The 21,798-nt window shown below is 68.3% G+C and carries 25 protein-coding genes and 1 pseudogene; 5 read left to right on the top strand and 21 right to left on the bottom strand.

The annotated features are described in order from the left end of the window. The first annotated feature begins 68 nt into the window (after positions 1–68). The 3 genes from AB5I40_RS41915 to AB5I40_RS41905 are packed head-to-tail and all read left to right on the top strand — an operon-like array spanning position 69 to position 3,873. Positions 69–1,364: an MFS transporter gene (locus AB5I40_RS41915; protein WP_370935738.1), complete on the top strand. Its 1,296-nt coding sequence runs from the start codon at positions 69–71 to the stop codon at positions 1,362–1,364. A gap of 11 nt (positions 1,365–1,375) precedes the next feature. Then, positions 1,376–2,866, top strand: coding sequence for a carboxylesterase/lipase family protein (locus AB5I40_RS41910; RefSeq protein WP_370935737.1), 1,491 nt, complete (start codon positions 1,376–1,378; stop codon positions 2,864–2,866). Beyond that, positions 2,863–3,873, top strand: coding sequence for an alpha/beta hydrolase fold domain-containing protein (locus AB5I40_RS41905; protein WP_370935736.1), 1,011 nt, complete (start codon positions 2,863–2,865; stop codon positions 3,871–3,873). The genes AB5I40_RS41910 and AB5I40_RS41905 overlap by 4 nt, the downstream gene beginning before the upstream one ends. Here the strand turns inward: AB5I40_RS41905 and AB5I40_RS41900 are convergent. Further along, positions 3,812–4,408, bottom strand: a complete 597-nt coding sequence (locus tag AB5I40_RS41900; protein WP_370935735.1) for a gamma carbonic anhydrase family protein — start codon at positions 4,406–4,408, stop codon at positions 3,812–3,814. The genes AB5I40_RS41905 and AB5I40_RS41900 overlap by 62 nt on opposite strands. A gap of 97 nt (positions 4,409–4,505) precedes the next feature. On the opposite strand from AB5I40_RS41900, the gene AB5I40_RS41895 reads away from it, so the two are divergent. Next, a complete protein-coding gene (locus AB5I40_RS41895; RefSeq protein ID WP_370935734.1) occupies positions 4,506–5,153 on the top strand; it encodes a dienelactone hydrolase family protein in 648 nt (215 codons plus the stop codon). Here the strand turns inward: AB5I40_RS41895 and AB5I40_RS41890 are convergent. The 15 genes from AB5I40_RS41890 to AB5I40_RS41820 all read right to left on the bottom strand — a co-directional run bounded on the left by AB5I40_RS41890 (position 5,142) and on the right by AB5I40_RS41820 (position 15,771). After that, a complete protein-coding gene (locus AB5I40_RS41890; protein ID WP_370935733.1) occupies positions 5,142–7,247 on the bottom strand; it encodes a xanthine dehydrogenase family protein molybdopterin-binding subunit in 2,106 nt (701 codons plus the stop codon). The genes AB5I40_RS41895 and AB5I40_RS41890 overlap by 12 nt on opposite strands. After that, the gene (locus AB5I40_RS41885; RefSeq protein WP_370935732.1) at positions 7,244–8,248 is read right to left on the bottom strand and encodes a xanthine dehydrogenase family protein subunit M; all 1,005 of its coding nucleotides are present in this window, start codon (positions 8,246–8,248) and stop codon (positions 7,244–7,246) included. The genes AB5I40_RS41890 and AB5I40_RS41885 overlap by 4 nt, the downstream gene beginning before the upstream one ends. Further along, positions 8,245–8,796 carry a (2Fe-2S)-binding protein gene (locus AB5I40_RS41880; RefSeq protein ID WP_370935731.1) on the bottom strand — a complete coding sequence of 184 codons (552 nt, stop codon included), beginning with the start codon at positions 8,794–8,796 and terminating at the stop codon, positions 8,245–8,247. The genes AB5I40_RS41885 and AB5I40_RS41880 overlap by 4 nt, the downstream gene beginning before the upstream one ends. A gap of 44 nt (positions 8,797–8,840) precedes the next feature. Then, the gene (locus AB5I40_RS41875; protein ID WP_370935730.1) at positions 8,841–9,719 is read right to left on the bottom strand and encodes an alpha/beta fold hydrolase; all 879 of its coding nucleotides are present in this window, start codon (positions 9,717–9,719) and stop codon (positions 8,841–8,843) included. A gap of 54 nt (positions 9,720–9,773) precedes the next feature. Continuing rightward, entirely contained in the window at positions 9,774–10,082 is a 309-nt protein-coding gene (locus AB5I40_RS41870; RefSeq protein ID WP_370935729.1) for a gas vesicle protein K, read from the bottom strand. 11 nt (positions 10,083–10,093) lie between these two features. Continuing rightward, on the bottom strand, positions 10,094–10,306 hold the full coding sequence (locus AB5I40_RS41865) for a gas vesicle protein (RefSeq protein WP_370935728.1): 213 nt from the start codon (positions 10,304–10,306) through the stop codon (positions 10,094–10,096). Beyond that, positions 10,273–11,007 carry a GvpL/GvpF family gas vesicle protein gene (locus AB5I40_RS41860; protein ID WP_370935727.1) on the bottom strand — a complete coding sequence of 245 codons (735 nt, stop codon included), beginning with the start codon at positions 11,005–11,007 and terminating at the stop codon, positions 10,273–10,275. Before AB5I40_RS41860 ends, AB5I40_RS41865 begins: the two co-directional genes overlap by 34 nt. Continuing rightward, entirely contained in the window at positions 11,004–11,342 is a 339-nt protein-coding gene (locus AB5I40_RS41855) for a gas vesicle protein (RefSeq protein WP_370935726.1), read from the bottom strand. Before AB5I40_RS41855 ends, AB5I40_RS41860 begins: the two co-directional genes overlap by 4 nt. Positions 11,343–11,356: 14 nt before the next feature. Then, entirely contained in the window at positions 11,357–12,325 is a 969-nt protein-coding gene (locus tag AB5I40_RS41850) for an SRPBCC family protein (RefSeq protein WP_370935725.1), read from the bottom strand. Between the two features lie 31 nt (positions 12,326–12,356). After that, positions 12,357–12,905 carry a hypothetical protein gene (locus AB5I40_RS41845; RefSeq protein WP_370935724.1) on the bottom strand — a complete coding sequence of 183 codons (549 nt, stop codon included), beginning with the start codon at positions 12,903–12,905 and terminating at the stop codon, positions 12,357–12,359. 13 nt (positions 12,906–12,918) lie between these two features. Beyond that, positions 12,919–13,155: a gas vesicle protein GvpG gene (locus AB5I40_RS41840; protein ID WP_370935723.1), complete on the bottom strand. Its 237-nt coding sequence runs from the start codon at positions 13,153–13,155 to the stop codon at positions 12,919–12,921. After that, entirely contained in the window at positions 13,155–13,883 is a 729-nt protein-coding gene (locus AB5I40_RS41835) for a GvpL/GvpF family gas vesicle protein (protein ID WP_370935722.1), read from the bottom strand. Before AB5I40_RS41835 ends, AB5I40_RS41840 begins: the two co-directional genes overlap by 1 nt. After that, positions 13,880–14,317: a gas vesicle structural protein GvpA gene (locus tag AB5I40_RS41830; RefSeq protein ID WP_370935721.1), complete on the bottom strand. Its 438-nt coding sequence runs from the start codon at positions 14,315–14,317 to the stop codon at positions 13,880–13,882. The genes AB5I40_RS41835 and AB5I40_RS41830 overlap by 4 nt, the downstream gene beginning before the upstream one ends. Positions 14,318–14,336: 19 nt before the next feature. After that, entirely contained in the window at positions 14,337–14,603 is a 267-nt protein-coding gene (locus AB5I40_RS41825) for a gas vesicle protein (RefSeq protein ID WP_370935720.1), read from the bottom strand. A 253-nt stretch (positions 14,604–14,856) separates the two neighbouring features. Then, on the bottom strand, positions 14,857–15,771 hold the full coding sequence (locus AB5I40_RS41820) for a hypothetical protein (protein ID WP_370935719.1): 915 nt from the start codon (positions 15,769–15,771) through the stop codon (positions 14,857–14,859). 184 nt (positions 15,772–15,955) lie between these two features. Here AB5I40_RS41820 and AB5I40_RS41815 point away from each other — a divergent pair, with 184 nt between their 5' ends. After that, on the top strand, positions 15,956–16,699 hold the full coding sequence (locus tag AB5I40_RS41815; RefSeq protein ID WP_370935718.1) for a trypsin-like serine protease: 744 nt from the start codon (positions 15,956–15,958) through the stop codon (positions 16,697–16,699). A 39-nt stretch (positions 16,700–16,738) separates the two neighbouring features. Here the strand turns inward: AB5I40_RS41815 and ligD are convergent, their stop codons facing one another. The 5 genes and pseudogenes from ligD to AB5I40_RS41790 form a co-directional block, all read right to left on the bottom strand. Next, positions 16,739–17,680 carry a non-homologous end-joining DNA ligase gene (gene ligD / locus AB5I40_RS41810; protein ID WP_370935717.1) on the bottom strand — a complete coding sequence of 314 codons (942 nt, stop codon included), beginning with the start codon at positions 17,678–17,680 and terminating at the stop codon, positions 16,739–16,741. 147 nt (positions 17,681–17,827) lie between these two features. Further along, positions 17,828–18,424 carry a bifunctional DNA primase/polymerase gene (locus tag AB5I40_RS41805; RefSeq protein ID WP_370935716.1) on the bottom strand — a complete coding sequence of 199 codons (597 nt, stop codon included), beginning with the start codon at positions 18,422–18,424 and terminating at the stop codon, positions 17,828–17,830. Positions 18,425–18,595: 171 nt separating this feature from the next. Continuing rightward, entirely contained in the window at positions 18,596–19,012 is a 417-nt protein-coding gene (locus AB5I40_RS41800; protein WP_370935715.1) for a hypothetical protein, read from the bottom strand. 680 nt (positions 19,013–19,692) lie between these two features. Beyond that, positions 19,693–19,911 (bottom strand): annotated as a pseudogene (locus tag AB5I40_RS41795) (response regulator transcription factor); the annotation flags it as partial. A 135-nt stretch (positions 19,912–20,046) separates the two neighbouring features. Continuing rightward, a complete protein-coding gene (locus AB5I40_RS41790; RefSeq protein WP_370935714.1) occupies positions 20,047–21,693 on the bottom strand; it encodes an MFS transporter in 1,647 nt (548 codons plus the stop codon). Positions 21,694–21,798: the final 105 nt, after the last annotated feature.

Below are 21,798 nucleotides of genomic sequence, written 5' to 3'. Positions count from 1 at the left end.
TGACTTAACAGCGAGTGTCGCCGTTGTATGTTCCTGCCCACCGTCGACGACGACGCAGGAGAATCCCGATGACCGCCGACCACCCCTCGACGGGCGAACTCGCCCCGCCCGGACAATCCCTCGCGGCCTCGCGCCCAGCCGGCCCGAGGCCGCTCGCGGTGCAGCTCGCCCTGCTGCTGCCGGCCACCGCCGCGATGTACTCCGTGTTCCAAGGGATGCAGGCTGTCCTGCTGCCGCAACAGGTAGAACAACTCGGCGGGGACGACAAAGTCAGCGCACTCGCGGTGCTGGCCGCGCTCGGCGCGCTCATCGCGACGGTCTTCGGCCCCATCGCCGGTGCGATCTCCGATCGGACCCGCTCGCGCTTCGGGCGGCGCGCGCCGTGGCTGCTCGTCACTCCCCTGCTCGCCGCGCTCGGGCTGCTTTTGCTTGCCGGGCAACGACAATACTTCCTGCTGGGCGCGGTCTACTGCCTCGTCATGCTGGTCATGGGCTGCTATCAGGCGGTCATCACGGCGATTGTGCCCGACCGGGTTCCGGTCGCCAGACGGGGAACGGCCTCCGCGATCGTCGGGATCGCGCTCCCGATCGGAGTCCTCTTCGGCGTGAACATGGTGTCGCGCGTCTTCACCACGCCGCTCGGCGGTTATGCCGTGCTCGGCGGAACTCTGGTGGTGTTCGCGCTGCTTTTCGTGTTCCTCGCTAAAGATCAGCCCGTGCTCGCGGCGGCCCCGCCTCGCCCCGGCGGATTCGGCCGCGCGATCACCACTTTCTTTTCGTCGTTCCGCGTGGCCGATTTCAGCTGGGCGTTCGCGGCCCGCGCGCTCTACATGTTCGGGTACTGGGCAATCGCGAGCTACTTGCTGTACACACTGCAGGACTACGTGGAACGGGATTCGATTCCCGGCGGCGACCCGGTCGCGGCGGTCGGCACGCTCACGTCGGTCGGCATGATCGCCTTGCTGATCGGGACTTTCCTCGGCGGCTGGCTCTCCGACGTCCTCAAGCGGCGCAAGGCGATCGTGATCGCGGCCTCGCTCGTGTGCGCGGCCTCTCTGGTCATCCCGCTCGCGCACCCGGCTTTCTCCGGGATGCTGGTTTTCGAAGCGATCAACGGATTCGGGTTCGGCGCGTACCTCGCCGCGGACACCGCGCTCATGACCCTGGTGCTGCCAGGCACCGAGGACAACGGCCGCGACCTCGGAATCCTCAATGTCGCCGCGACAATCCCGCAAGTTCTCGCACAGTTCGTCGGGGCACTCGTCATCACCTTCGCGGGCGGATATCCCGGGCTGTTCGTCTTCGCGATCGCGTGCTCGCTCCTCGGAGCCGTCGCGATCCTTCCGATCACATCGGTGCGCTGAAAGGGTTTTCCATGAGATCGTCCGCCGAAGTCGACACCGCCGCAGGAAGAGTCCGGGGCGTCGAGGCTCCCCCGGTCACCGCGTTCCTCGGCATCCCGTACGCCGAGTCTTCCCGGTTTTCGCCGCCGCGCCCGCGAACACCGTGGGCGGGCACACTCGACGCGACCGGATTCGGCGCGGCGAGTCCCCAGAACGATCCCCGGCCGGACGCCTGCGCCGAGTACTACGAAGTCCTCCGGCTCTGTTACCCCGGCGTCCCCGCCCCGCTCGAGGGACGGCCGAGCGACGAGGATTGCCTGTACCTCAACGTGTGGACGCCGGGAATCGGTTCGGCCAAGCGGCCCGTGATGGTGTGGCTGCACGGCGGCGCCTTCGTGCACGGAACTGGCGCGGAAGGCTGGTTCCACGGGGACCGGCTCGCCGCGCTCGAAGACGTCGTGGTGGTGACCTTGAACCATCGGCTCGGCGTGCTCGGATTCCTCGGCCCCGAAGACGACGTCGAGCGGTCCGGCGTCGCGGGCATGCTCGACATCGTCCAGGCGCTTCGCTGGGTCCGGGAGAACATCGCCGCGTTCGGCGGGGATCCTGAAAGTGTCACGGTTTTCGGCCAGTCCGGCGGCGGAGCGAAGGTCACCACGCTGCTCGCCATGCCAGCGGCTCACGGGCTGTTTCACCGGGCGATCGTGCAAAGTGTCCCCACTGGCGAAGCCGTGCTCCCGGAGGACGCCGCGCGAGTGCGCTGGGAATTGGAAACACACCTGGCAGCAGCGGGAACCACCCTCCAAGACGCGCCAGCGGCCGCCCTCCTCGACGCGCAGAAACCGTTGCTGAGCAAGAACGGCATCCTCGGCATCGGGCCTGTGCTGCATCCGGCCGAGCTTCCGCGACACCCGTTCCGTTCCGCCGCACCGGATCAGGCGGCCGGCGTGCCGTTGCTCATCGGCACGACAACCCACGAGTTCTCCCTGATGCTCGCCGAAAACAGCTGGTACCACTCGCTTTCCTGGGGCGATCTGCCGGACCGGTTCGACGCGCTCTTCCCCGGGCAGGGCGCTGGCACGCTCGAACGTTACGCGTCGCTCGAGCCCAGCGGTCCGCCGCAACTGGTTTTCGCGCGAGCCGCCTCGGACGTCACCTTCCGCGCCTCCAGTGACCACGTCCGCGGACTTAAAGCGGCCCAGGGAGCGCCCGTCTACTCGTACCGGCTCGACTACCGAACTGAGGTACTCGGCGGAATCCTCGGCGCGCACCACAGCCTCGACCTTGCCTTCGTCTTCCGGAACACCGACCGCGCGCCCATCACGGGCAGCCGACCCGAACGCGGCGCGGTATCAGCGGCGATGAGTGCGGCCTGGACGGCGTTCGCACGGAACGGAAATCAGTCGGCACACTGGACGCCCTACACCGGCGACGAGCCGAATCAGATGGTTTTCGCAGAAACCCCGAGGCAGGAGAAGGACATCCGATTCCCCCTGCCGGAAAGCGGATTGGTGATCGCATGACGCACCCAGCGAAGGAAACCCCCGGTGATCCCCTGGAAGTCGGATGGCGTCCCCCTCCGTTCCTCCCTCCTGGAGAGCCGGCCATCGACAGCGAAGGCGTCCGCAGATACGAGCATGTGACGTACGCGCAGACAACCGGATACCGGCCGGTGCTGATGGACGTGCACGTCCCCGCGTCCGCCGAACCGGTCGGCGCGGTCGTCTGGCTCCACGGCGGCGCCTGGCTCGACGGCGACCGCCGCTACCCGCCGCCCACCATCGACCCGGACGGGCTGTTCGGCGGCATCGTGCGCGCGGGGCTGGCCTTGGTGCGCGTGGATTACCGGCACAGCCTGGAGTCGCCGTTCCCCGCGCAACTGCACGACGGCAAAGCCGCCGTCCGATATGTGCGCGAGTTCGCCGGCGAGTTCGGCATCGACCCCGGCCGCATCGGCGTCTGGGGCGAGTCCGCGGGCGGTCATCTCGCGATGTTGCTGGCGCTCACCGGTGATTCCGACCCGGCGCTCGAAGGCATCGTCGGGGTGACCGCGCAGTCCAGCGAGGTCCAGGCCGTCGTGAACTGGTACGGCGTGGCGGACGTCGCGGCTTTGCTGTCCCGCTTGCATTCCGCCGAGCAGCCGGACCCGTGCGAATCGCTGCTCGGCCCGCGCCGCGACCAATGGCCGGCGCTGGCGCGGGCCGCCAGCCCCCTCGCCTATCTCACACCCGGCAGCGGCCCACGTGTCCCGATGCTGGTCCAGCACGGCACGGCCGACTCCGTGGTGCCGTTCGACCACAGCGAACGGCTGGCCGCCGCGCTGGAAGCGGCCGGTACGCCGGTGACTTTCGTGCCGGTCCCGGATGCGGACCACTGCTTCGTCGGTTCTCCGGACGTACCCGCCATCGTGGCTCGCGGCATCGGCTTCCTCCGCGACGCGCTCGCCCCAGAGCGACCCCCGGCCACCGTCATTCGTCAAGAAGGCGATCGTCCTTATGGAAACCGTAGAACTCGGCTTGCCGAGCCATGATCTCGCGCATCGACGTGCCTCGCGGAACCCCATACACAGTGCCCGGAAAGTCGAGGGGCCGCTGAACCTCCCACAGTTCCTCATGCCGATCCGGCGAGAAGAGTTCAGCCGGATCCCCCGCAGCGATCCAACCGATGGGAAGCACCGTTCCGGGTTCGAGGCGGTAATTGACGTGCAGCACGCTGTTGATCCGCAGCTCGGCCCCGGCACCGGCGACCGAGCCGGGGAACAGGGAGGCGCCGGTGGCCACGAATGCCTCGTTTTCGACGACGGCTCCGTTGACGTGGGAGTGCGGCCCGATCAGGACCGCATCCCCGAGGGCCACGGGGTGCGCGGCCCGGCCGCGGATCAGTGCGTGTTCCATGATCACGACGTCCGAGCCGGTGCGGATCTCGCCGTCTTCCGCGGTCAGCACCGCGCCGTGCAGGACCCGGGCGCGTTCGCCGAGGACGACTGCGCCGCACAGCACCGCGGACGGGGCGACGTACGCCGATTCGGGCACCACGGGTCGTTGTCCTCGATGTTCGATCAGCATGACCTCACGCTAACGCCGCCGCGCGCGTCAGGCAGCGGTCCGTTTGGTCGCCGTTCCGCGCGGATATCCGGGTTCGGATAGACGCAGGAGGGAAGCCATGACGGAACCGTTCACAGTCGGCGCCCAGGCGGCCGAGGGTGATCTCACAGTGCCTGCCGATGCTGTCGGAGTGGTGGTTTTCGCGCACGGGTCCGGCAGTTCGCGGCACAGCCCGCGCAATCAGGCGGTCGCCCGGGCGTTGCAGGACCACCGGTTCGCGACGCTGTTGTTCGATCTGCTGAGCGCCGAGGAAGACACCGACGACCAGCGGTTCGACATCGGGCTGCTGCGGGACCGGCTGCTGCGCGCGCTGGACGAGCTCAGCCGCCATCCCCCGACGTCCGGGTTGCCGGTCGGGTTGTTCGGGGCCAGCACGGGAGCGGCTGCGGCGTTGAGTGCGGCGGCGGCTCGGCCGGACGTCGTGCGTGCGATGGTTTCGCGGGGCGGGCGGCCGGATCTGGCCGAGGACGCTCTGGCGGAGGTGCGCTGCCCGGTGCTGCTGATCGTCGGGGGAAACGACGATGACGTGCGCAGGCTGAACAAGGCCGCCGCGGGGCGCCTGACCGGCGACCGGGAGCTGGTGGTGGTGCCGGGAGCGGGGCATCTGTTCGAGGAGGCCGGTGCCTTGGAGCAGGTCGCCGACGCGGCCGCCGGGTGGTTCAGCCGGTATCTTCCCGACGGCGGCGACCACGCGTTAGTCCTGTGAGGTCCGCGTAGCGTCGGGCAGTCCGGGCAGCAGTTTGTCGAGCGTGATCGGCAAATCCCGCACCCGGACCCCGGTCGCGTGATGGACCGCGTTGGCGATAGCGGCCGCGGTGCCGACGATGCCGATCTCGCCGATTCCCTTGCTGCCGATGGGATTGAGGTGCGGATCGGTCTCGTCGAGCCAGTCCGCGCGCAGGTCTTCGACGTCGGCGTTGGTCGCGATGTGGTACTCGGCGAGGTCGTGGTTGACGACGTGCCCGAACCGCGGGTCGAGGACGCTGTTTTCGTGCAACGCCATCGACAGCCCCATTGTCATGCCGCCGAGCAGTTGCGACCGCGCGGTGAGCGGGTTGACGATCTGCCCGACGGCGAACGTGCCGTGCAACCGCGAAACCCGGACTTCGCCGGTGTCGACGTCGACCCGCGCCTCGGCGAACTGCGCGCCGAACGCGTACATCGAGTAATGCTCCGAGGCTGGGTTTTCCGGGGTGTCGGCTTGGGCTTCGTCACCGGCACCGGGGTCGGGGCCGTACTTCTCCCGGAACGCCCGCGCGGCCGCGACCACCGCTGAGCCCCACGAGGCGGTCCCGGTGGAGCCGCCGGCCACGGTGGCTTTCGGGAAATCGGTGTCGCCGATCCGGACGTCGACGGAATCGGCGGGCACGTCCAGTGCGTCCGCCGCGATCTGCGGCAGGATTGTCCACGCGCCCGTCCCCAGGTCGGCCGCGCCGATTTCGACGACGTAGCGGCCGTCCTCGAACCGGACCGTCGCGCTCGATCCGGGCATCCGTTTCGCGGGGTACACCGAAGCCGCGACGCCGCTGCCGACCAGCCACGGTCCGTCGCGGCGGACGCCCGGCCGCGGGTCGCGTTCGTTCCAGCCGAAGCGTTCGGCTCCGGTGCGCAGGCATTCGACCAGGTTCCGGCTGGAGAACGGGAGGCCGGTTTCGGGATCCCGCTCCGGTTCGTTGCGGACGCGCAGTTCGATCGGGTCGACGCCGAGTCCCGCGGCGAGTTCGTCCATCGCCACTTCCGGGCCGAACATGCCCGGGCACTCCCCCGGCGCGCGCATCCACGACGGCACCGGCACGTCGAGGCGGGCGAGCCGGTGGCTGGTGGACCGGTTCCGCGCGGCGTACATCATCCGGGCGGGCGCCGCGGTCTGCTCGGCGAACTCCTTGATCCGCGACGTCTGCTCGACGACGTCCATGCCGAGCGACTCCAGCCGTCCGTCGCGGTCGGCGCCGAGGCGGACCCGCTGGACCGTCGGCGTGCGGTATCCGGCCAGGCTGAACATCTGCTGCCGCGTCAACGCGAGCCTCACCGGACGGCCCGGCACCGTCCGGGCGGCCAGCGCGGCGAGCACGACGTTCGCGTGCGGCATGCCCTTCGAACCGAAGCCTCCGCCGACGTAGGGGCAGATCACCCGGACCTTTTCGGCGGGCAGGCCGAACGTCTTCGCCATTGTGGACCGTACCGAGTGGACGCTCTGGGTGGAATCCCACAGCGTCAGCACATCCCCGTCCCACAAGGCCGTTGTCGTGTGCGGTTCGAGCGGGTTGTTGTGGTACATCGCCGTACGGTAAGTCTGCGCCACCATCACAGCGGACGTGGCCTCGGCGTCGCCCTCGCTCGTGTCGGTCGCGAAGCTCGGGTTGACCTTGTCCGGCTTGTACAGGGCAGGATCGTCGGCGGTGAGCCGGGCGTCGAAGGGATCGTTTTCGTAGTGCACGTCAACGAGTTCCGCCGCGTGCCGCGCGGTCTCGGAAGATTCTGCCAGGACGAGGCCGATTACCCTGCCGCGAAAGGGTATTTCGCAATCCTGCAGCACCGCGAGCTCCGCGTCGTCGGTGTCGGCGAGTCGCTCGGCGGTAAAGGGAGTGATCAAACTCTGGACACCGTCGAGGGCTTCGGCTTCGACAGCTTCGATCCGCACACAGCGGCCGCGAGCGATAGTCGCCTGAATCGGATGGCAGTACAGCGGCGCCTCGACCGGGACTTCGTAGGCGTACGTTGCGGTTCCGGTGACCTTCGCCGGGCCGTCGCGGCGAGTCGTTCCGCGGCCGATCGCTCGGGGTTCCAGCAGTCCGGTCATCGGTCGCGCTCCTCGGCGGTCAGGTCGCGCAGCACCGCGGTCAGGGTGCGCGCGGCGAGCGGGATCTTGAACGCGTTCCCTCCGTCGAGGCCGTCCAGCGCCGTGGCATCGGCGAGTTCGGCGTCGGCGGCCGCACGGAAGCTTTCGTCGCTGGGCCGGGCACCGCGAAGGACCTGCTCCGCCCGCTCGGCACGCCACGGTTTGTGCGCCACTCCACCGAATGCGATCCGGATCTCCTCGATCACTCCGTCCGAAATGGACAGTCCAACCGCGACAGAAACGAGCGCGAAGGCGTAAGAGGCCCGGTCGCGCACTTTGCGGTAGGCCGACCGGCGCGACCAGGCGGTAGCGGGAAGCGTGATGTCGGTGATCAGTTCACCGTGTTCGAGCACGGTGTCGCGCTCCGGGTGCTCGCCCGGAAGCCGGTGCAGGTCCGTGAACGGCAGCGTCCGCTCCCCCGACGGGCCGATCACGTGGACACGCGCGTCGAGCATCGCCATGGCCACCGCCATGTCCGACGGGTGAGTCGCGACGCACTGGTCGGACGCCCCGAGGATCGCGTGATGGCGCGTGTAGCCGCCGAGGGCCGAGCAGCCGGAGCCGGGCGACCGCTTGTTGCACGGAGTCGTGACGTCCTGGAAGTAGACGCATCGCGTGCGCTGCAACGGGTTTCCGCCGACGGTGGCCATGTTCCGCAGCTGCGGCGACGCCCCGGACAGCAGCGCTTCGGCCAGCACCGGATACTGCTCCCGGACCCGCTGGTCGGCCGCGAGGTCGCTGTTGCGGACTCCCGCGCCGATCACCAGGCCGCCCTCGTCGTCCCGGATTTCAGTGGACATCAAGCCGGTCACGTCGACAAGGCGATCCGGCCGTGCCACACCGAGTTTCAAGTGGTCGACGAGGTTGGTGCCGCCGGCGAGGAACATCGCGGACGGCTCGGCCGCCACCGCCAGCACCGCCTCGGCCGTCGTCGCCGGTTTGCCATACGCGAACGGCTTCATCGCTGTTCTCCCGCCTCGCGGACCGCCGCGACGATTCCGGCATAGGCGCCGCAGCGGCAGAGGTTCCCGCTCATCCGCTCGGAGATTTCCTCGTCGGTCCACTGCGGAGTGTCGGCGACCGGCTTGGTGACATGACTGGGCGCGCCGTCGCCGAATTCGGTCAGCAATCCGGCTGCCGAACAGATCTGGCCCGGCGTGCAGTAACCACATTGGAACCCGTCATGGTCCACAAAAGACTGTTGCAACGCATGCAGCTCACCATCCTTGGCGAGTCCAGCGGCGGTCGTCACCTCGGTGCCGTCGCAGGACAGCGCGAGCGTCAGGCAGGACAGCACTCTGCGGCCGTCGAGCAGAACCGTGCAGGCCCCGCACTGGCCGTGGTCGCAGCCTTTCTTCGCGCTGTAGTCGCCGATCTGCTCGCGCAACAAATCGAGCAGGGTGCGGCGCGAATCGACGGTCAGCCGGTGCGCGGTCCCGTCGACGCGCAGCGCGATCGTCCGGACCGCACCGGCGGTTTCCGGCCTGGTTTCCGTCTCGCCCGGTCGCATACCGCCGCCATACCCGCTCGTCCCGGCCCCAAACCTCCGCCTGGTCACCGGCCGGGTCGCAAGATCAGCTCAGCCGTCCGGACCGGAGCCTCCCGGGGCAGGAAGTGCCCCACGTCGTCGAAGACCGCCCGGCGATACCCGGCGGCGAACAGCTCGTCCTTTCCCCCGCTGGTCGAGGGCAGGTTGTCGGCGTCCTTGCCGCCGTGGAGCACCAGCGTCGGCACCCGCACCGGCGGCGGCTTCGCGAGTTCGCGCTCCAGGTCGGCGTACGCCGGGTCGCCGTCCTGCTCGCCCCATCGGTGCAGGTAGGCGGAGACGGTGATCGGCGGCCAGTCGTCGTTGTCCCAGCAGACCGCTGCCCGGTCGAAATCAGCGTCGGAGAACTGCCAGCCCGGCGACCACGACGTCCACAGGTACCGGCTGAACGCCCGCCGGTCGCGGCGCATCGCGTCCTGGCCGCGTTTCGTGGCGACGAACCACTCGTACCAGTACGCGTGGGCGAGCGGATAGTCCAGCGGGGCGCCGGGGCCGCTCGCGCCGTGCCCCGCGGACATCGCGACCAGCCGGGACACCCGCTCCGGGAACAGCGCGCCGACCACGTATCCGGCCCGTGCGCCCCAGTCGTGTCCCGCCAGGACGACGTCGGAGAGATCGAGGGCTTCGAGGAAGTCGCGGAGGTCCTGGCCGAGCGCGCCCGATTGACCGCTGCGCGGCTTGTCCGGCGAGCGGAACTCCGTCGGGCTGAACCCCCGCAAATACGGCCGGAACACCCGGTAACCGGCCTCGGCCAGCGCGGGAACCACCCCGTCCCAGCAATGCGGATCGTCCGGCCAGCCGTGGACCGCGACCAGCGGCCGCCCATCCGGCGGACCATCCGTTTCGTAGCCGATTTTCAAGTCCGGTGTCCACACGAACTCGGTCATGCGCTCCTCCGCGGCTCGGCTGCCGTTTCCCCGCAGTTACCCAGGACGCACCCGTCACAAAAGCGTCCCCAACGGTCCCAGGTCGAGGTTCAGCTCCGCGGCGGAAAGCCCGTACTGGTCGCGAAGCTCGGCCAGCCGTTGTTCGAGCAGCATCAGGGTCAGGCCGAGCCGCTCCTCCTGGTCCTCGGTCAGCCCGCCTTCCTCGACGCGGCGCAGGGCCTGGCGTTCCATCAGCTGCCGGAGCAGTTCTATGATGGTCAGGACCAGTTTCATCAGGTCGCGTTCCACCGAATCGGCGTCTGTCGCCAAGCGAGCGGGCGCGTCGCGGAGCGCCGCTCCGAGCAGTTCCTCGGCCTCCTGCATCGTCGTTCCTTTCACCAGGGCGCCCGACGGTCTTCGCGGACCGAGGTGATCAGTGCGCGCAAGGAAATGTGCACCAAATCGACCTCGGCGACCGACAGCACGAGATCGCCGGTGAGCACCACTCCGCCGGCGAGCAGCCGGTCCAGCAGGTCGACCAGCGCGAGCCGGTCGGTGTGCTCCACCGCGGCGCTCACGAGATCCCCGCGAAGGAGTACGGGGCCCACGGGCCGGTCACCTCGACGACGATTCCGGCGGCCTCCGGCAGTTCCTCGATCCGGGCGAGGAAGCGTTCCCGGGAGCTGTCGGGTACCAGGCAGGCCAGGTTGAGGATGTTGCTGTCCTCGCGCCCGGTCAAGGCGGGATCTTGATTGCGGTGCCGGTGGATTTCCGCGGACAGCTGCGCGAGTTCTCGCTCGATGCGCTCGGCGACACCGGCGGCCTCGTCCGTACGAGCGTCCCGTGCCTTGCGGTGGCGGAGCCGTTGCCGCAAGTAGGAACGGCCGTCGGCGGGCTCCTCCTCTTCAGCGGAACTGCGGAGCGAGGCAAAGACTTTGACGCCCCATTCGGCATGATCCCGGACTCGACGCAACGCTTCGGCAAAGTGCGCGGAATGTTCGGCGAGCATTTCTCGCACCCGATGCTGGTCCCGATAGATCGTCGCCATCCGCAGCGGCAGCACTCCGGCTCGACGGCTCGCCTCGTCCACGACGGCGTTGTGCGCGCGGGCGATTTCTTCCAGCCACGGAGGTCTTTCCAGGTTCGCCTGCAGGACGGTTTCGCCGAACTCCTCGTCCGGGACCGGACTGACCAGCGCGGTCAGCCCGGCCTCGGAAATGGCGGAAACCGGGCGGTCGCGGAGCCCGGTCAGGCCCTCGGCCGGATTTCCCGGCGCGAATTCGGCGACCGCGTAGCAATACCAGCTCACTGTTCCGCTCGCTCTCCCCGCGCGAGTTCGAGTTGCGCGCGCAGTCGTTCGTTCTCCTCCAGCAGATCGTTCCGCCGCGAACCCGACGACAGGGACGGGTCGTGCTCCCACCAGTCGATGCCCATTTCCTTGGCCCGGTCGACCGACGCGACCAGCAACCGGATCTTGATGGTCAGCAGCTCGATGTCGAGCAGGTTGACCTGGATGTCCCCGGCGATCACGATTCCCTTGTCCAGCACCCGTTCCAGGATGTCGGCGAGGTTCGCGCCGCCGCCGGACCCGGTCGCGCGGGACACGCCGAGCGGTCGCCCGGCGGGCAGGCTGGGCTCGCTCATCGGATTCCTCCTCGTCACCTCGCCGAGACTGCCCGGCGGCCGCGGGGCCGGTCGTCCTCGGGTTCGGCGTCGTCTTCGTCGACGTCCTCGTCTTCCTCGTCGACGTCGTCGGGTTCTTCCTCGGCGAACTCCTCGTCCTCGGGCTCGCCGCCGGTGTCCTCCTCCTCGGGCGGTTCGTCCTCGTCGGATTCGTCCTCCGGGCCGCGCACGACCTCGCCGTCGCGGATCTCGCCGCGCCAGCCGTCTCCCGACGCCTGCCCGGCCATCGTGATGAACCGGCGGAAATGCTTGAGGTCGAGACGCGCCCGGCGGCCCTGCGCCCGCCAGATATTGCCGGTCTTCTCGAACAGCCCGGACGGGTAGTACTCGATGACCAGCAGAACCTTCGTCAGGCTCGGAGCGAGTTCGTGGAAGGTCACCACGCCCTTGATCGTGCCCTTGGCCCCGTCGGTGGTCCACGCGATCCGTTCGTCCGGGATCTGTTCGGTGACAGTGGCCTTCATCGACCGATTCGACCAGAAGATCTTGAACCGCCACTGCGAAGTGGTGTCGTCGGTTTGCTCGGCGCTGACGACGCCCTTGGTGAAGCTGCTGAACTTCTGGAACTCCGTCCACTGGTCGTACGCCTCGCGGATCGGCACGCCGACGTCGATGTCCTCGATGATGTTGATGACCTTCTTGGTGCCGGAGCCTTTCCCGCGTTTGCCGAAGAGGCCCGACAAGGAGTTCTTCAAGGCTTTGCCGCCGGCCTCGACCATCGACTTGACCGGTGTTTTCCCTTCGGCGATTTTCTCGCCGGCACGGAACAACCCTTTCAGCGAGCCGTTTCCGCCAGCGTCGGCCAGCCGTCGGGACGCCTCGCCCAGTTTGGCGCCCGCCGAGGACATCACCTGTTCGGCCTTCGCCTGCGCGTACTCCTCGCCGGCGTGCAGCAATTGCTCCGTCGCGGGATTGCGCGAGGCCAGTTCCCGGAGCTTCGCCAAGGGTCCGATTTCCTCGCTGCCAGAACGGGATTCAGCCACGGTTCACCCCCGGGCTTTTGCGCATCCGGCTGTTCGAGGACGTCCGCTTGCGCGACGCTGAACCGCCGGACGGCTTGCGCGCGGGTTTACGCTCCCCCTGCGCCGAGCTGCGCGGTTTCGCCGGACGTTTGCGACGGGCAGAGCTTTCTTCCGCACCGTCGTCCTCGCTGTCGTCGCCGTCCTGATCATGCGAGTCTTCCTCGTCCTGGCCGCCGATCGGAAGACCGGCGGCTTTGTCGCGCAAGCTCTCGGTGTGCCCCTGCAGCGAACCGGCAAGCCGTCCGGCCTGGTGCGTCAGGATGTCCGAGGCCAGAGTCTTGCCCGCTCCCACGACCTCGTCCCGCACCTGGTCCCGCACCCCGGCCAGTTCGGGCGACGAAGCCAGCTCGTGCGTGATGTCCGAAAGCAGCTTCTTCGGGTCGAGATTCAGCTTCCTCCCGACGAGCCACGCGCCCATCGTGATGGCCAGTTTGGCTTTCTTCCGTCTCCCGAGCACGTATCCGCCGACCACGGCGGCCGCGACCTTCATTCCCGGTGTCATCTGTTCGCTCCGTTCATCCGGCAACCCCCCGGTCGAATTCTTCGAGCAGATCGAGTATTTCGTCTTCCCTGCGGTCGAACTCCTCCTCGCTGATGCCGCCCGCTGTCAGCTCCTTTTCCAGGGAAACCAGTTCCCGCTGCAGCTGGGCGATTTGTTCCTGCTCGGCGGCGTCGACGACCCGTCCCGTCACCCAGGCGACACCCCGCACCGGTGCCAGCGGAAGCAGGAGAAGCTCGCCGAGCAGTCCCACTACTGGTCCTCGGTAAAGCTGTAGGGCGGCAGCGGTCCTTGTGCGCGAACCTCCGCGACCTCTTCGACGAGAGCGGTCAACTTCCGCACCGCGTCCTGGAACTCGGTCATTTTCTCCTTGGGCACCAGGAATGAGCAGTTGAAGAAGCATCCCTCGACCTGGGGTCCCGGGGAATGCTCGGATGCCAGCGGAAGCAGATATCCGAGAATCGCGTCGGCGTCCTCAGCCTCGCGTTGCTCCAGCCGCCCGGCGACCAGTTCGCCGAACCGGACCTGTTCCGCCTGCCCGCGTCCGGCGTCTTCCCGCAGGCTCGCGGCCAGATTCCGGATTTCCTCGTCGCCCGCGAGAATCTGGCTGAGGACAGCCTCTTCCCGGTGCGAGACTTTGACGTTCATCTCCACGTGGCCGCTGACGCGGTGCAGAACAGCCGTGTAGACCTCGGATTTGGCCGCGATCTCTTCCGCCACAGCGGTATCGTCGTCGGCGACGATACCGAAGCGCATCGGCAACGTCGGACCGCGGTCGCACAACGCCTGCAGAATCTCTTGGTGGGCAAGCAAATCCCGGCGTTTCGCCCGCAGCTCGCCTTCGACGTCGCCTACTATCGCGCTGAGTTCGTCTCCGGCGGGCAGCACCCGCGCGGGCGCTGGCGACGACCCGACGCCGCGCAGATTGCCCACCTCGGCGGGATGATCGGCGAACGTGATGCCGTACAGGTAAGTGCTCATTCGCTCGACCTCGCACTGCTGCGCCGGCTGCGGCTGCGAGGCCGGTCCTCAGCCTCTTCCCCGTCCTTGTCGCTGGACTTCTGGAACTGCTCGGCGAAGGTCTCGACAGCACCGGTCAACGCGCCTTTGGACTTTCCTTTGGCGCCTTTCTCGGTCACCTCGCCCAGCAGGTCAGGCAGCGTCGTGGCGCTCGACGCGCGGGTGAGGTCCAACCGGTTGCAAGCCTCGGCGAACCGCAGGTATGTGTCCACACTGGCCACCACGATCCGGGCGTCCACAGTGAGCAGCTCGATGCCCACCAGCGAAACCCTTACGAAGGCGTCGATCACCAGACCCTTGTCCAGGATCAGCTCGAGAATGTCGTAAAGGTTCCCGGTTCCCGGCCCGCGCTGCAGCTGGCTGCCCGAGCTTGACCGTCCGGTCGCCATGGTCATGAAATCCCCTTTCCCTTCCTCACACGTCGGTCTGGCCGCGCGCGTACCGCCGCACCTGCTCGTAGCCGAGGAAGCCGCCCTGTGCGTCGACGCGGACGCAATACGTGGCCATCAGGCTGGTGGTGTCCGGAACCCGTTCCAGCTCAAGCACTTCCACCAGCAGCTTCCATCCGTCGCCGTCCTTGGTGAACGCCGACACGGACTCGATGTCCTTTTCGGTCAGCTCCTCGAACACCGAACGCGCGTCGCGCATCAGAACGGCGGGCGACCGGCGATCCTCAGCCATGCCGCCTCCGGCCGTCGCCGCGTCCTCTCACACCTGGCCGTGGAAACATGAGGGGTCGGCTACCCGGAACGTCCCCGGCAAAACTGGCTACTCGCCAGGAAAAAAAGAAATTCGGCCGAACAGCGCAGCGACGCCCCGCCAGTCAGCGGAAAACGAACTCTCAGTAGCCGCCCGCACGCGAAACGCTCAGCTCAAGGCAGAAGCCACTGTCCACAAAGGATCTGTCCGCAGTGGATCGCGGACGGTCGCCGGGTCACCACCGCCACCGCATGCCGTGAATCCCCGGCCCCTGCCCGGTCCGGATCACATGCGCGGGCACGCCGGAGCGCACCCGCACCTCCGCGTTCTCCAACTCCGGCCCCGCCGGCGAATCCTGCCGGTACGACACGCATTCCACGGGCACCGCCGCCGGGTCGAAATGCACTTCCAGCAGGTGTTCCGCGATCGGCAGCCGGAACCGCCGGTCGTAGCGCGAGTCCGGCTCCTCGTCCCGGAACGCGAACCGGTACTCCACGATCGCCGTCTCGCCCGGCGCCAGCGGGTGGTCCAGCACCAGTTCCGTCACCGAGAACGCCTGCTCCGGCGTCGCCCGCACGATCCCCGGACGGCAATACCGCGCCGACACCAGCTCCGGCGACCGCCCGGGCGTGAATCCCCGCAGCGCCACGATGCGGACGAACGCCGGTTCGTCCAATGCCCGCAGCACCTCCCGCACGTGGAGACCGCGCATCCGGCCTTGGGCATCGACGTGCAGCGTCTCGTGCACGCTCACCGACTCCGGCGAAGAGTCCTCGAAGGAATTCAGCACCATCGGAAGGAGACTGCGGTTCTCCCACAACCGGTCCCACCGCGCCGCGCGCGGGGCCGGGCCTCCGGTGCGCGGCCGGTCCAGCAGGGCGCGCAGCGAACCCGGCGGCACGTCCAGCACGGGTTCCAGCAAGGCCAGCGCCCGCAACGATTCCGGCCGCTCCGGACGGCTGCGGCCGGTGCGCCACGAGCTGAGCGTGGTCGTGCTGACGGGCACGCCGGACACCGCGAGCCGCTCGCGCAGCCGCGCCAAGCCGAGCCCGCTGCGTTCGATGGCCAGCGAGAGGGCGCGTTCGAACGGGCCCTCGGCCAATGCCTGAGCCAGCCGCTCCCGCACCGGAGGCGGGGCGAACAACCGCATTTCGCCCCTCCTGGAAAAAACGGACTGAGACGGATTGTCGGCACTGATTCACCGGTTGGCAACCCGTCGAAAGTCGCGTCGCCGCCGCTTGCCCGCCACGGGCGTTTCGGCGGATTCCGCTGTCCCGCCGCGCTGCTTACGTTCGGAAGCGTCCCCATCGGAAACGCCTTCCCCAAGGAGCGACATGCGCGCACTCACCCGGGCCCTCGCCGTGCTGACCGGTTCCTGCGCGGTGCTCGGCGCGATCGCCGTGACCCCAGCGTCCGCGAGCCCCGCCGCGCCCGAGGCCCAGCCGTCGATCATCGGCGGCAGCACCGCGCAGAACCCCGGCTACATCACGCGGTTCAACGGCCACGCCAACGGGTACACGTTCTTCTGCACCAGCACGCTGATCGGCAGCCGCTGGGTGCTCACCGCGAAGCACTGCATGTACGACAACAACGGCCAGCGCCTCACGGACATCGACCTCTACATCGGTTCCAACAGCGCCAGCGGCGGCGTGCACGCCAAAGCCTCGTCCACGTACGTCTACTCCGGCGGCGACTTGGCGCTGATCAAACTGAACACCGACGGCGGCAGCACGTTCGCCCGCCTCGCCAGCAGCTCCAGCGACGCGCAGGAGGGCGACAGCGCCACGGTGTACGGCTGGGGCGCGACGCAGAGCTCCGACGAGGGCCACCACCAGTCGAGCGTGCTGAAGCAGGCCGTGGTCACGATCTCGAACACCCAGGACAGCGACAACTCCGGCGGACCCGCAATCACCGCGAGCACGCCGAACGGCGCGGTGGCCGGCGGGGATTCGGGCGGGCCGATGGTCGACGACGGCGTTCAGGTCGGCGTGTGCTCGACGAGCGACCGCTCCAGCGTGACGACCTACGGCAGCGTGGCCGCGGGCCGGGACTGGATTCAGCAGATCTCCGGAGTCTGATCGTCGCGGTACGTGAGGGGAACCCTGAGGGAATCAGAGTCAATGAGGGTTCCCCTCACGTACCGCAAAGCCCGCAACGCAAGTGCGACACTGGCTTAAGGCCGCGCGCCGAGCAACTTCAGCCGAGCTTCTCCAACGCCTTCTCCGCCGATCCGGCGTCCTCCCGGATTCCCCGCCACGGGTCGTCCTTGCGCGCCAGCCGCCGGTGCAGTTTGTCCGGACCCAGCCGTTCGGCTCGGCTTTGCCGAGTTCCGCCCAGTCGAGCGGGGTCGCGGAGGCCGCGCCGGGCCGGGCGCGCAGGGAGTACGGGGCCACGAACGTCTGGGCGTAACCGTTGCGGTTCGCGTCGACGAAGATGCGGTCGCCGCGCTGGTCCTTGCGCTGTGCGGTGGTGAGCTGGTCCGGGTCGGCGGACGCGACGCGGTCCGCCAGGGCGCGCGAGAGTTCCAAGACGACGTCCGTCGGGGCCGTAGCGTCGAGGGGCGCCGCGACGTGGAAGCCGCGACCGCCGGTGGCCTGCAGGTAGGCGGTCAGACCGGCGTCGGCGTAGTGGTCCCGGATGCGGCGGGCCGCGGTGCGCAGGTCGGCGACGTCGGTGCCGTCCGGCGGGTCCAGGTCGAGCACCAGCAGGTCAGGCTTTTCCGGCGCGTCCACAGTGGACAGCCAGACGTGGAACTCCACCGTGCCCTGATCGGCCAGGTACAGCAGGGAATCCTCGTCGTCGCACACGACGTACTCGTCGGTGCCGCCACCGCTGCGGGGCACGCGTTCGGTGCGCAGCCACGACGGGAAGTGCTCGCTCGGGTGCTTCTGGAACCAGCCCTGGGCCGCGATCCCGTCCGGGTACCGCCGCAGGGTGAGCGGGCGGCCGCGCAGGTGCGGCAGCATCGCGGACGCGACCGTGCGGTAATGCTCGACGACGTCGCCTTTGGTGAGACCGTCGTCGGGATAGAACACCTTGTCGGGGTGGGAAATCGGCACGGACGCTCCCGGGTCGCGGCGGTCATGGCGGGACGGCTCGCGGCAGCCGGAGAGCCAGCCCTTCGACCGCCCGGATGCCCCGCCGCCGGGACCGCGAAACTCCGGCAAGACCGCGGTGCAGGTTCCGCGTGATCGAGAAGGGAAGCACTACCCGAATTCGCGGGATAGCTCGGCAACCTTGCCCAGAATCCCGTCGCCGTCGCCCAGCGCGTCCTGATCGACCGGCGAGATGCGCCACCACACGACCCCCGAGACAACCCTGCTCGGCGGGAGAACAACGAGGTCCCCCGGCGAAAGGACCTCGACCCCGGGTGCCAGATCGTGGTCCACGCGGAGGCCAGGCTCGACGAAGAAGTACGCCCCGTGCGGCGACAGCGCCATCGGACCAAGCGGCCGGCCCCCGCCGAAGGCGGCGAGCATCCGCCAGCCGAGGTGAGTCGGGGTGCGCAGGACGTCGAAGTGCCGTCCGACCGGCGCGAGAATCGCCTGCCGATGCGCAGACCACCACTCCGAGATAACGCACCGGTCGACAGTGGCGCCGGACGGGGACGCCGCCGGCTCCCGGCCGCCGAGCAGCTCGAGAGTGACCGGATCCCAGCTCGTGAGCCCGTCGCACACCGGCCCCGGCAACACCGGCCAGCCCCGCGCGGCGTAGCTCTCGGCCGCCGAACGCAACGACCGCAGCGCGGCCCCGTGGTCCCCGGCCAAGCAGCGCGAACGGCTGCCACGCGCAACAAGGGTCATCGCGAGAATCCCTTCCGAGAGATCAAGCCCTGGCCACGCGGTTCAGGTCGGACCGCGCGGGGCGAGCAGGAACCCCGACCACCATGGGACCGCGAGGCGTCCCAGACCAGCCAGAAAACCGCCCGGGAACCGGCAGCAAACCGGGCGCTGGAGTCCCAGACGCGAGCGCCGTCAGCTCGGGTCCCAGAGCGCCAGGAAGCCTTCGAGGATCTCTTTGCCGTTGGACAAGCCGGAACTGACGCCAAGAGCCGCCTCGCCCGAATCGAAGATCCGGATCATCACCAAGCAGCGCGAAAAGTCGTCCCGATCCAGCTCTTCCTGGACGTAGTCCTGTTCCGAACGAGTGGCCACCACCAGCACGTCGATGGACTGGCCGATCCCCTCCGCCAGGCGAACCACGCCCGGCCAGGTGATCCCGGGCCGCAACGGCACACCTCCGCCGAAGAGCTCTTCGACCACCGCGTCAGCCAGTCCCAGGGCCTCGGCCTCCAGTACCCACCAGCACCAGTCGTTGTCCGGAATCAGCGGAACGATATCGCGCAAATCCGGATAGCCGTCTTCCAGAAGCTCCTTCTCGACGATTTCCATCTTCGGCACTCCAGGAGGTATCACTCGGGCGTTGCTTGACGAAAGACGATAGCGGCACCCGAGTGCGGTCTCGGCCGGCACAAAGATCTCCTCCGACGCCGAGGGATGTCCCTGGAAGCAAGCGCCCGCGATCGCGACGATGATCGTGGCCCAGGCACGTGGCCTGCAACTCGACCTGCTCGCAGACGCTCGAAGAGATCGTCGATTCCGGCTTCGCCGGGCAGTCACCACAGATCCGCGGCGAGCAACGTGAGCGGACCGGCAGCGCCGGAGCGACAGAGCCGAACGGAGCGCGAAGCCGCCGACGAACGACCGCTACGTCGACTTGATCAAGCGGGGCAGCGAAGGCCCTCGCGCTCGTCAAGACCAAGCTCCGGTCCGCCGATGTCCGTATCCCGAGGCCGGGTTCCTGCTGAGAATCCTCGGGCGCGCGAGGGCCGTTCCGCATCAGATACGAAATTGCTTGTTCCGCCGCTTCGCGGGTTGCTTCACGCAGCAGGAAAACTCACATTTGTTTCACTGAGGAACGCGCCTTGCTCGAACATCGTCGACTGTCCGCAATCCGATGAGCGGTTCGAACGGCCTGTCCCAGCGGTTTCCCGCACAGATCGTTGACGGCAAGGGGCAAGGGCCGCTCGCGTCGCCACGTGCTTCTCTCGTCGAGACGGATGATCGCGAGATCAGGCGTCGTGCTGTTCCGATGTCGGCAGGCGGGCATGCCCGTGCCGGAATGCGAAGGCTACGGCTTGAGCCCGATCTCGCAGTCCGGCCTTGGCCAGTATGTGGTTGACGTGCGTTTTCACGGTTCCTTCGGTGATATGGAGGCGTTGTGCGATCTCGCTGTTGGAATGGCCCGCCGCGATGAGCCGCAGCACCTCGGTTTCCCGCGGGGTCAGGCCGCTGCTAGCGCCTGCGACCAAGGCGACTTTGCCGTGCAAGGACGTCGCGTCCTTTTCGCTTCTCGCAGAAAACACCCCCTCCTCGTTCCCGTACGGCGCGGGGCCGAGCCTTTCGCGGCTCGCCCCGCACTCCGATCAGTGCCCTCCTTTTTCACCGCTCGTCTTGCGCGGCAGGAAGAACGCCATGATGAAAGTGCACGAGAAGACAACGATTTGGAAGATCAAAGTCGGCGGCAGCGAATTCGCGAAGTCTCGCCGCTGCACCTCGGGTTTGATCTTGCCGACCGCTTCCTGGACCACGCGCATGTCCTGCGGAGCCAGCCCGTCCGCCATCCGGTGGCAGCTCCCCGGCGTCTGCGTCGGATCCTTGGCATGCGCTATTTCGTCGAAGCAGACCCGGAACCGGGTCACCACCCCGTCCAAGGCCGGCTCGGCGATGCCGGCCGCTCGCAGTTCGTTCCGCAGCGCGGGCACCGCGGCCGTGGTGGCGTCCTCCGCTCGGTCCGAGATCTGGCCGAAGAAGATCGCGCCGACCACCGCGACCCCGATCGCGCCGGCGACCTGGCCCGCGGTGTTCAGAACGCCCGTGGCCGAGCCGGTGTCGTCGTTGTGCACGCCGGCGAGGATGAGGTCGTTGAGAGTGGCGATCAGGATTCCCAGCCCGAACCCGAAGACCACGAACGGCGGAAGCAGCCGCCAGGTGGTGAGATCGCCGATCTCCCCGGACACGGTCGCCATCAGCCAGCAGATCCCGCCGACGCAGAACAGGCAGCCGATCTGCACGACCGCGCGCCCGATCCTGGGCGCGAGACGAACCGCTGCTCCGGAGCCGAACAGCGAAGCCACGGCGAAGGGCAGGAACGTGAATCCCGCCCGCAGCGGAGTGAAGTTCCAGCCCGCTTGGAGAAAGATGGTGAGGACCAGGAAAGTGGACGCGATGCACGTCCAGAACAGCAGAGTCACCACGAGCCCGGCGCTGAACGCACGTTGCCGGAAGAGCCGCAGTTCGATCAGCGGAGTGCCGCCGCCGCGCTTGCGCGCCCGCTGCCAGGCGACGAAAGCCGCGAGCATCGGCACCGACGCGGCCATCGAGATCCACGTCCACGCGGGCCAGCCGGAGTCGCCCCCTTGGATGACCGGGAACACCAGCAGCAACACGCTCGCTGTCACCAGCAGGACGCCGATCAGATCCAGCCGGACCCGTTCCGACGATCGCGATTCCGGAACCAGAGCGGGCGCGGCCAGCGCCGCGATCAGCCCGACCGGAAGGTTGATCAAGAAGATGGTCCGCCAGCCCCAGCCGAAGACGTCCGCGTCCACGAGCAGTCCGCCGATCAGAGGCCCGGCGACGCCGGAAAGCCCGGCCATCGCGCCGAAAGCGCCGAAAACCGCCGCTCGTTTCTCCGGCGGGAAGGAGACATGCATGATCGACAGGACCTGCGGGAACATGACTGACGCGGCGAGGCCCTGAAGCACGCGGGCCGCGATCAGGATCTCCGGATTCGGCGCGAGCGAACACAGCAGCGAGGCGAGCGTGAAGCACGTCACCCCGATCACGAACATGCGCCTGCGGCCGAAGATGTCGCCCAGCCGGCCTCCAGTGATCATCCCCGCGGCGAAGGCCAGCTGGTATCCGGCGAGAGCCCACTGGATCTGCGAATAGGTCGCGTCGATGTCTTTCTGGATCGCCGGTATGGCGACGCTGACCACGCTCACGTCGAGCAGTTCCATGAAAGCCGCGAGCAGGATCACGACCAGCCCCAGCCAGTCCCTGCCTCGCATGACATCCAGATCCTGGGGTGCGCGCGCGGAGCTCACTCCCCGGGCGCTTCGCGTCGAGTCGTCGGCTGCCACTGCCCTACTCCGTTCCTCGAGACGTCAGGCTCA

It is taken from the genome of Amycolatopsis sp. cg13, assembly GCF_041346965.1.
Classification (GTDB): domain Bacteria; phylum Actinomycetota; class Actinomycetes; order Mycobacteriales; family Pseudonocardiaceae; genus Amycolatopsis.
This window is presented reverse-complemented; position numbering and strand designations above follow the sequence as displayed.

What these genes read in the sequence shown, in the direction of transcription:
- AB5I40_RS41915 (WP_370935738.1), top strand. Translation starts at nt 69, where the DNA reads ATGACCGCCGACCACCCCTCGACGGGCGAACTCGCCCCGCCCGGACAA.
- AB5I40_RS41910 (WP_370935737.1), top strand. Translation starts at nt 1,376, where the DNA reads ATGAGATCGTCCGCCGAAGTCGACACCGCCGCAGGAAGAGTCCGGGGC.
- AB5I40_RS41905 (WP_370935736.1), top strand. Translation starts at nt 2,863, where the DNA reads ATGACGCACCCAGCGAAGGAAACCCCCGGTGATCCCCTGGAAGTCGGA.
- AB5I40_RS41900 (WP_370935735.1), bottom strand. Translation starts at nt 4,408, where the DNA reads ATGCTGATCGAACATCGAGGACAACGACCCGTGGTGCCCGAATCGGCG.
- AB5I40_RS41895 (WP_370935734.1), top strand. Translation starts at nt 4,506, where the DNA reads ATGACGGAACCGTTCACAGTCGGCGCCCAGGCGGCCGAGGGTGATCTC.
- AB5I40_RS41890 (WP_370935733.1), bottom strand. Translation starts at nt 7,247, where the DNA reads ATGACCGGACTGCTGGAACCCCGAGCGATCGGCCGCGGAACGACTCGC.
- AB5I40_RS41885 (WP_370935732.1), bottom strand. Translation starts at nt 8,248, where the DNA reads ATGAAGCCGTTCGCGTATGGCAAACCGGCGACGACGGCCGAGGCGGTG.
- AB5I40_RS41880 (WP_370935731.1), bottom strand. Translation starts at nt 8,796, where the DNA reads ATGCGACCGGGCGAGACGGAAACCAGGCCGGAAACCGCCGGTGCGGTC.
- AB5I40_RS41875 (WP_370935730.1), bottom strand. Translation starts at nt 9,719, where the DNA reads ATGACCGAGTTCGTGTGGACACCGGACTTGAAAATCGGCTACGAAACG.
- AB5I40_RS41870 (WP_370935729.1), bottom strand. Translation starts at nt 10,082, where the DNA reads ATGCAGGAGGCCGAGGAACTGCTCGGAGCGGCGCTCCGCGACGCGCCC.
- AB5I40_RS41855 (WP_370935726.1), bottom strand. Translation starts at nt 11,342, where the DNA reads ATGAGCGAGCCCAGCCTGCCCGCCGGGCGACCGCTCGGCGTGTCCCGC.
- AB5I40_RS41845 (WP_370935724.1), bottom strand. Translation starts at nt 12,905, where the DNA reads ATGACACCGGGAATGAAGGTCGCGGCCGCCGTGGTCGGCGGATACGTG.
- AB5I40_RS41835 (WP_370935722.1), bottom strand. Translation starts at nt 13,883, where the DNA reads ATGAGCACTTACCTGTACGGCATCACGTTCGCCGATCATCCCGCCGAG.
- AB5I40_RS41830 (WP_370935721.1), bottom strand. Translation starts at nt 14,317, where the DNA reads ATGACCATGGCGACCGGACGGTCAAGCTCGGGCAGCCAGCTGCAGCGC.
- AB5I40_RS41825 (WP_370935720.1), bottom strand. Translation starts at nt 14,603, where the DNA reads ATGGCTGAGGATCGCCGGTCGCCCGCCGTTCTGATGCGCGACGCGCGT.
- AB5I40_RS41820 (WP_370935719.1), bottom strand. Translation starts at nt 15,771, where the DNA reads ATGCGGTTGTTCGCCCCGCCTCCGGTGCGGGAGCGGCTGGCTCAGGCA.
- AB5I40_RS41815 (WP_370935718.1), top strand. Translation starts at nt 15,956, where the DNA reads ATGCGCGCACTCACCCGGGCCCTCGCCGTGCTGACCGGTTCCTGCGCG.
- AB5I40_RS41805 (WP_370935716.1), bottom strand. Translation starts at nt 18,424, where the DNA reads ATGACCCTTGTTGCGCGTGGCAGCCGTTCGCGCTGCTTGGCCGGGGAC.
- AB5I40_RS41800 (WP_370935715.1), bottom strand. Translation starts at nt 19,012, where the DNA reads ATGGAAATCGTCGAGAAGGAGCTTCTGGAAGACGGCTATCCGGATTTG.
- AB5I40_RS41790 (WP_370935714.1), bottom strand. Translation starts at nt 21,693, where the DNA reads ATGCGAGGCAGGGACTGGCTGGGGCTGGTCGTGATCCTGCTCGCGGCT.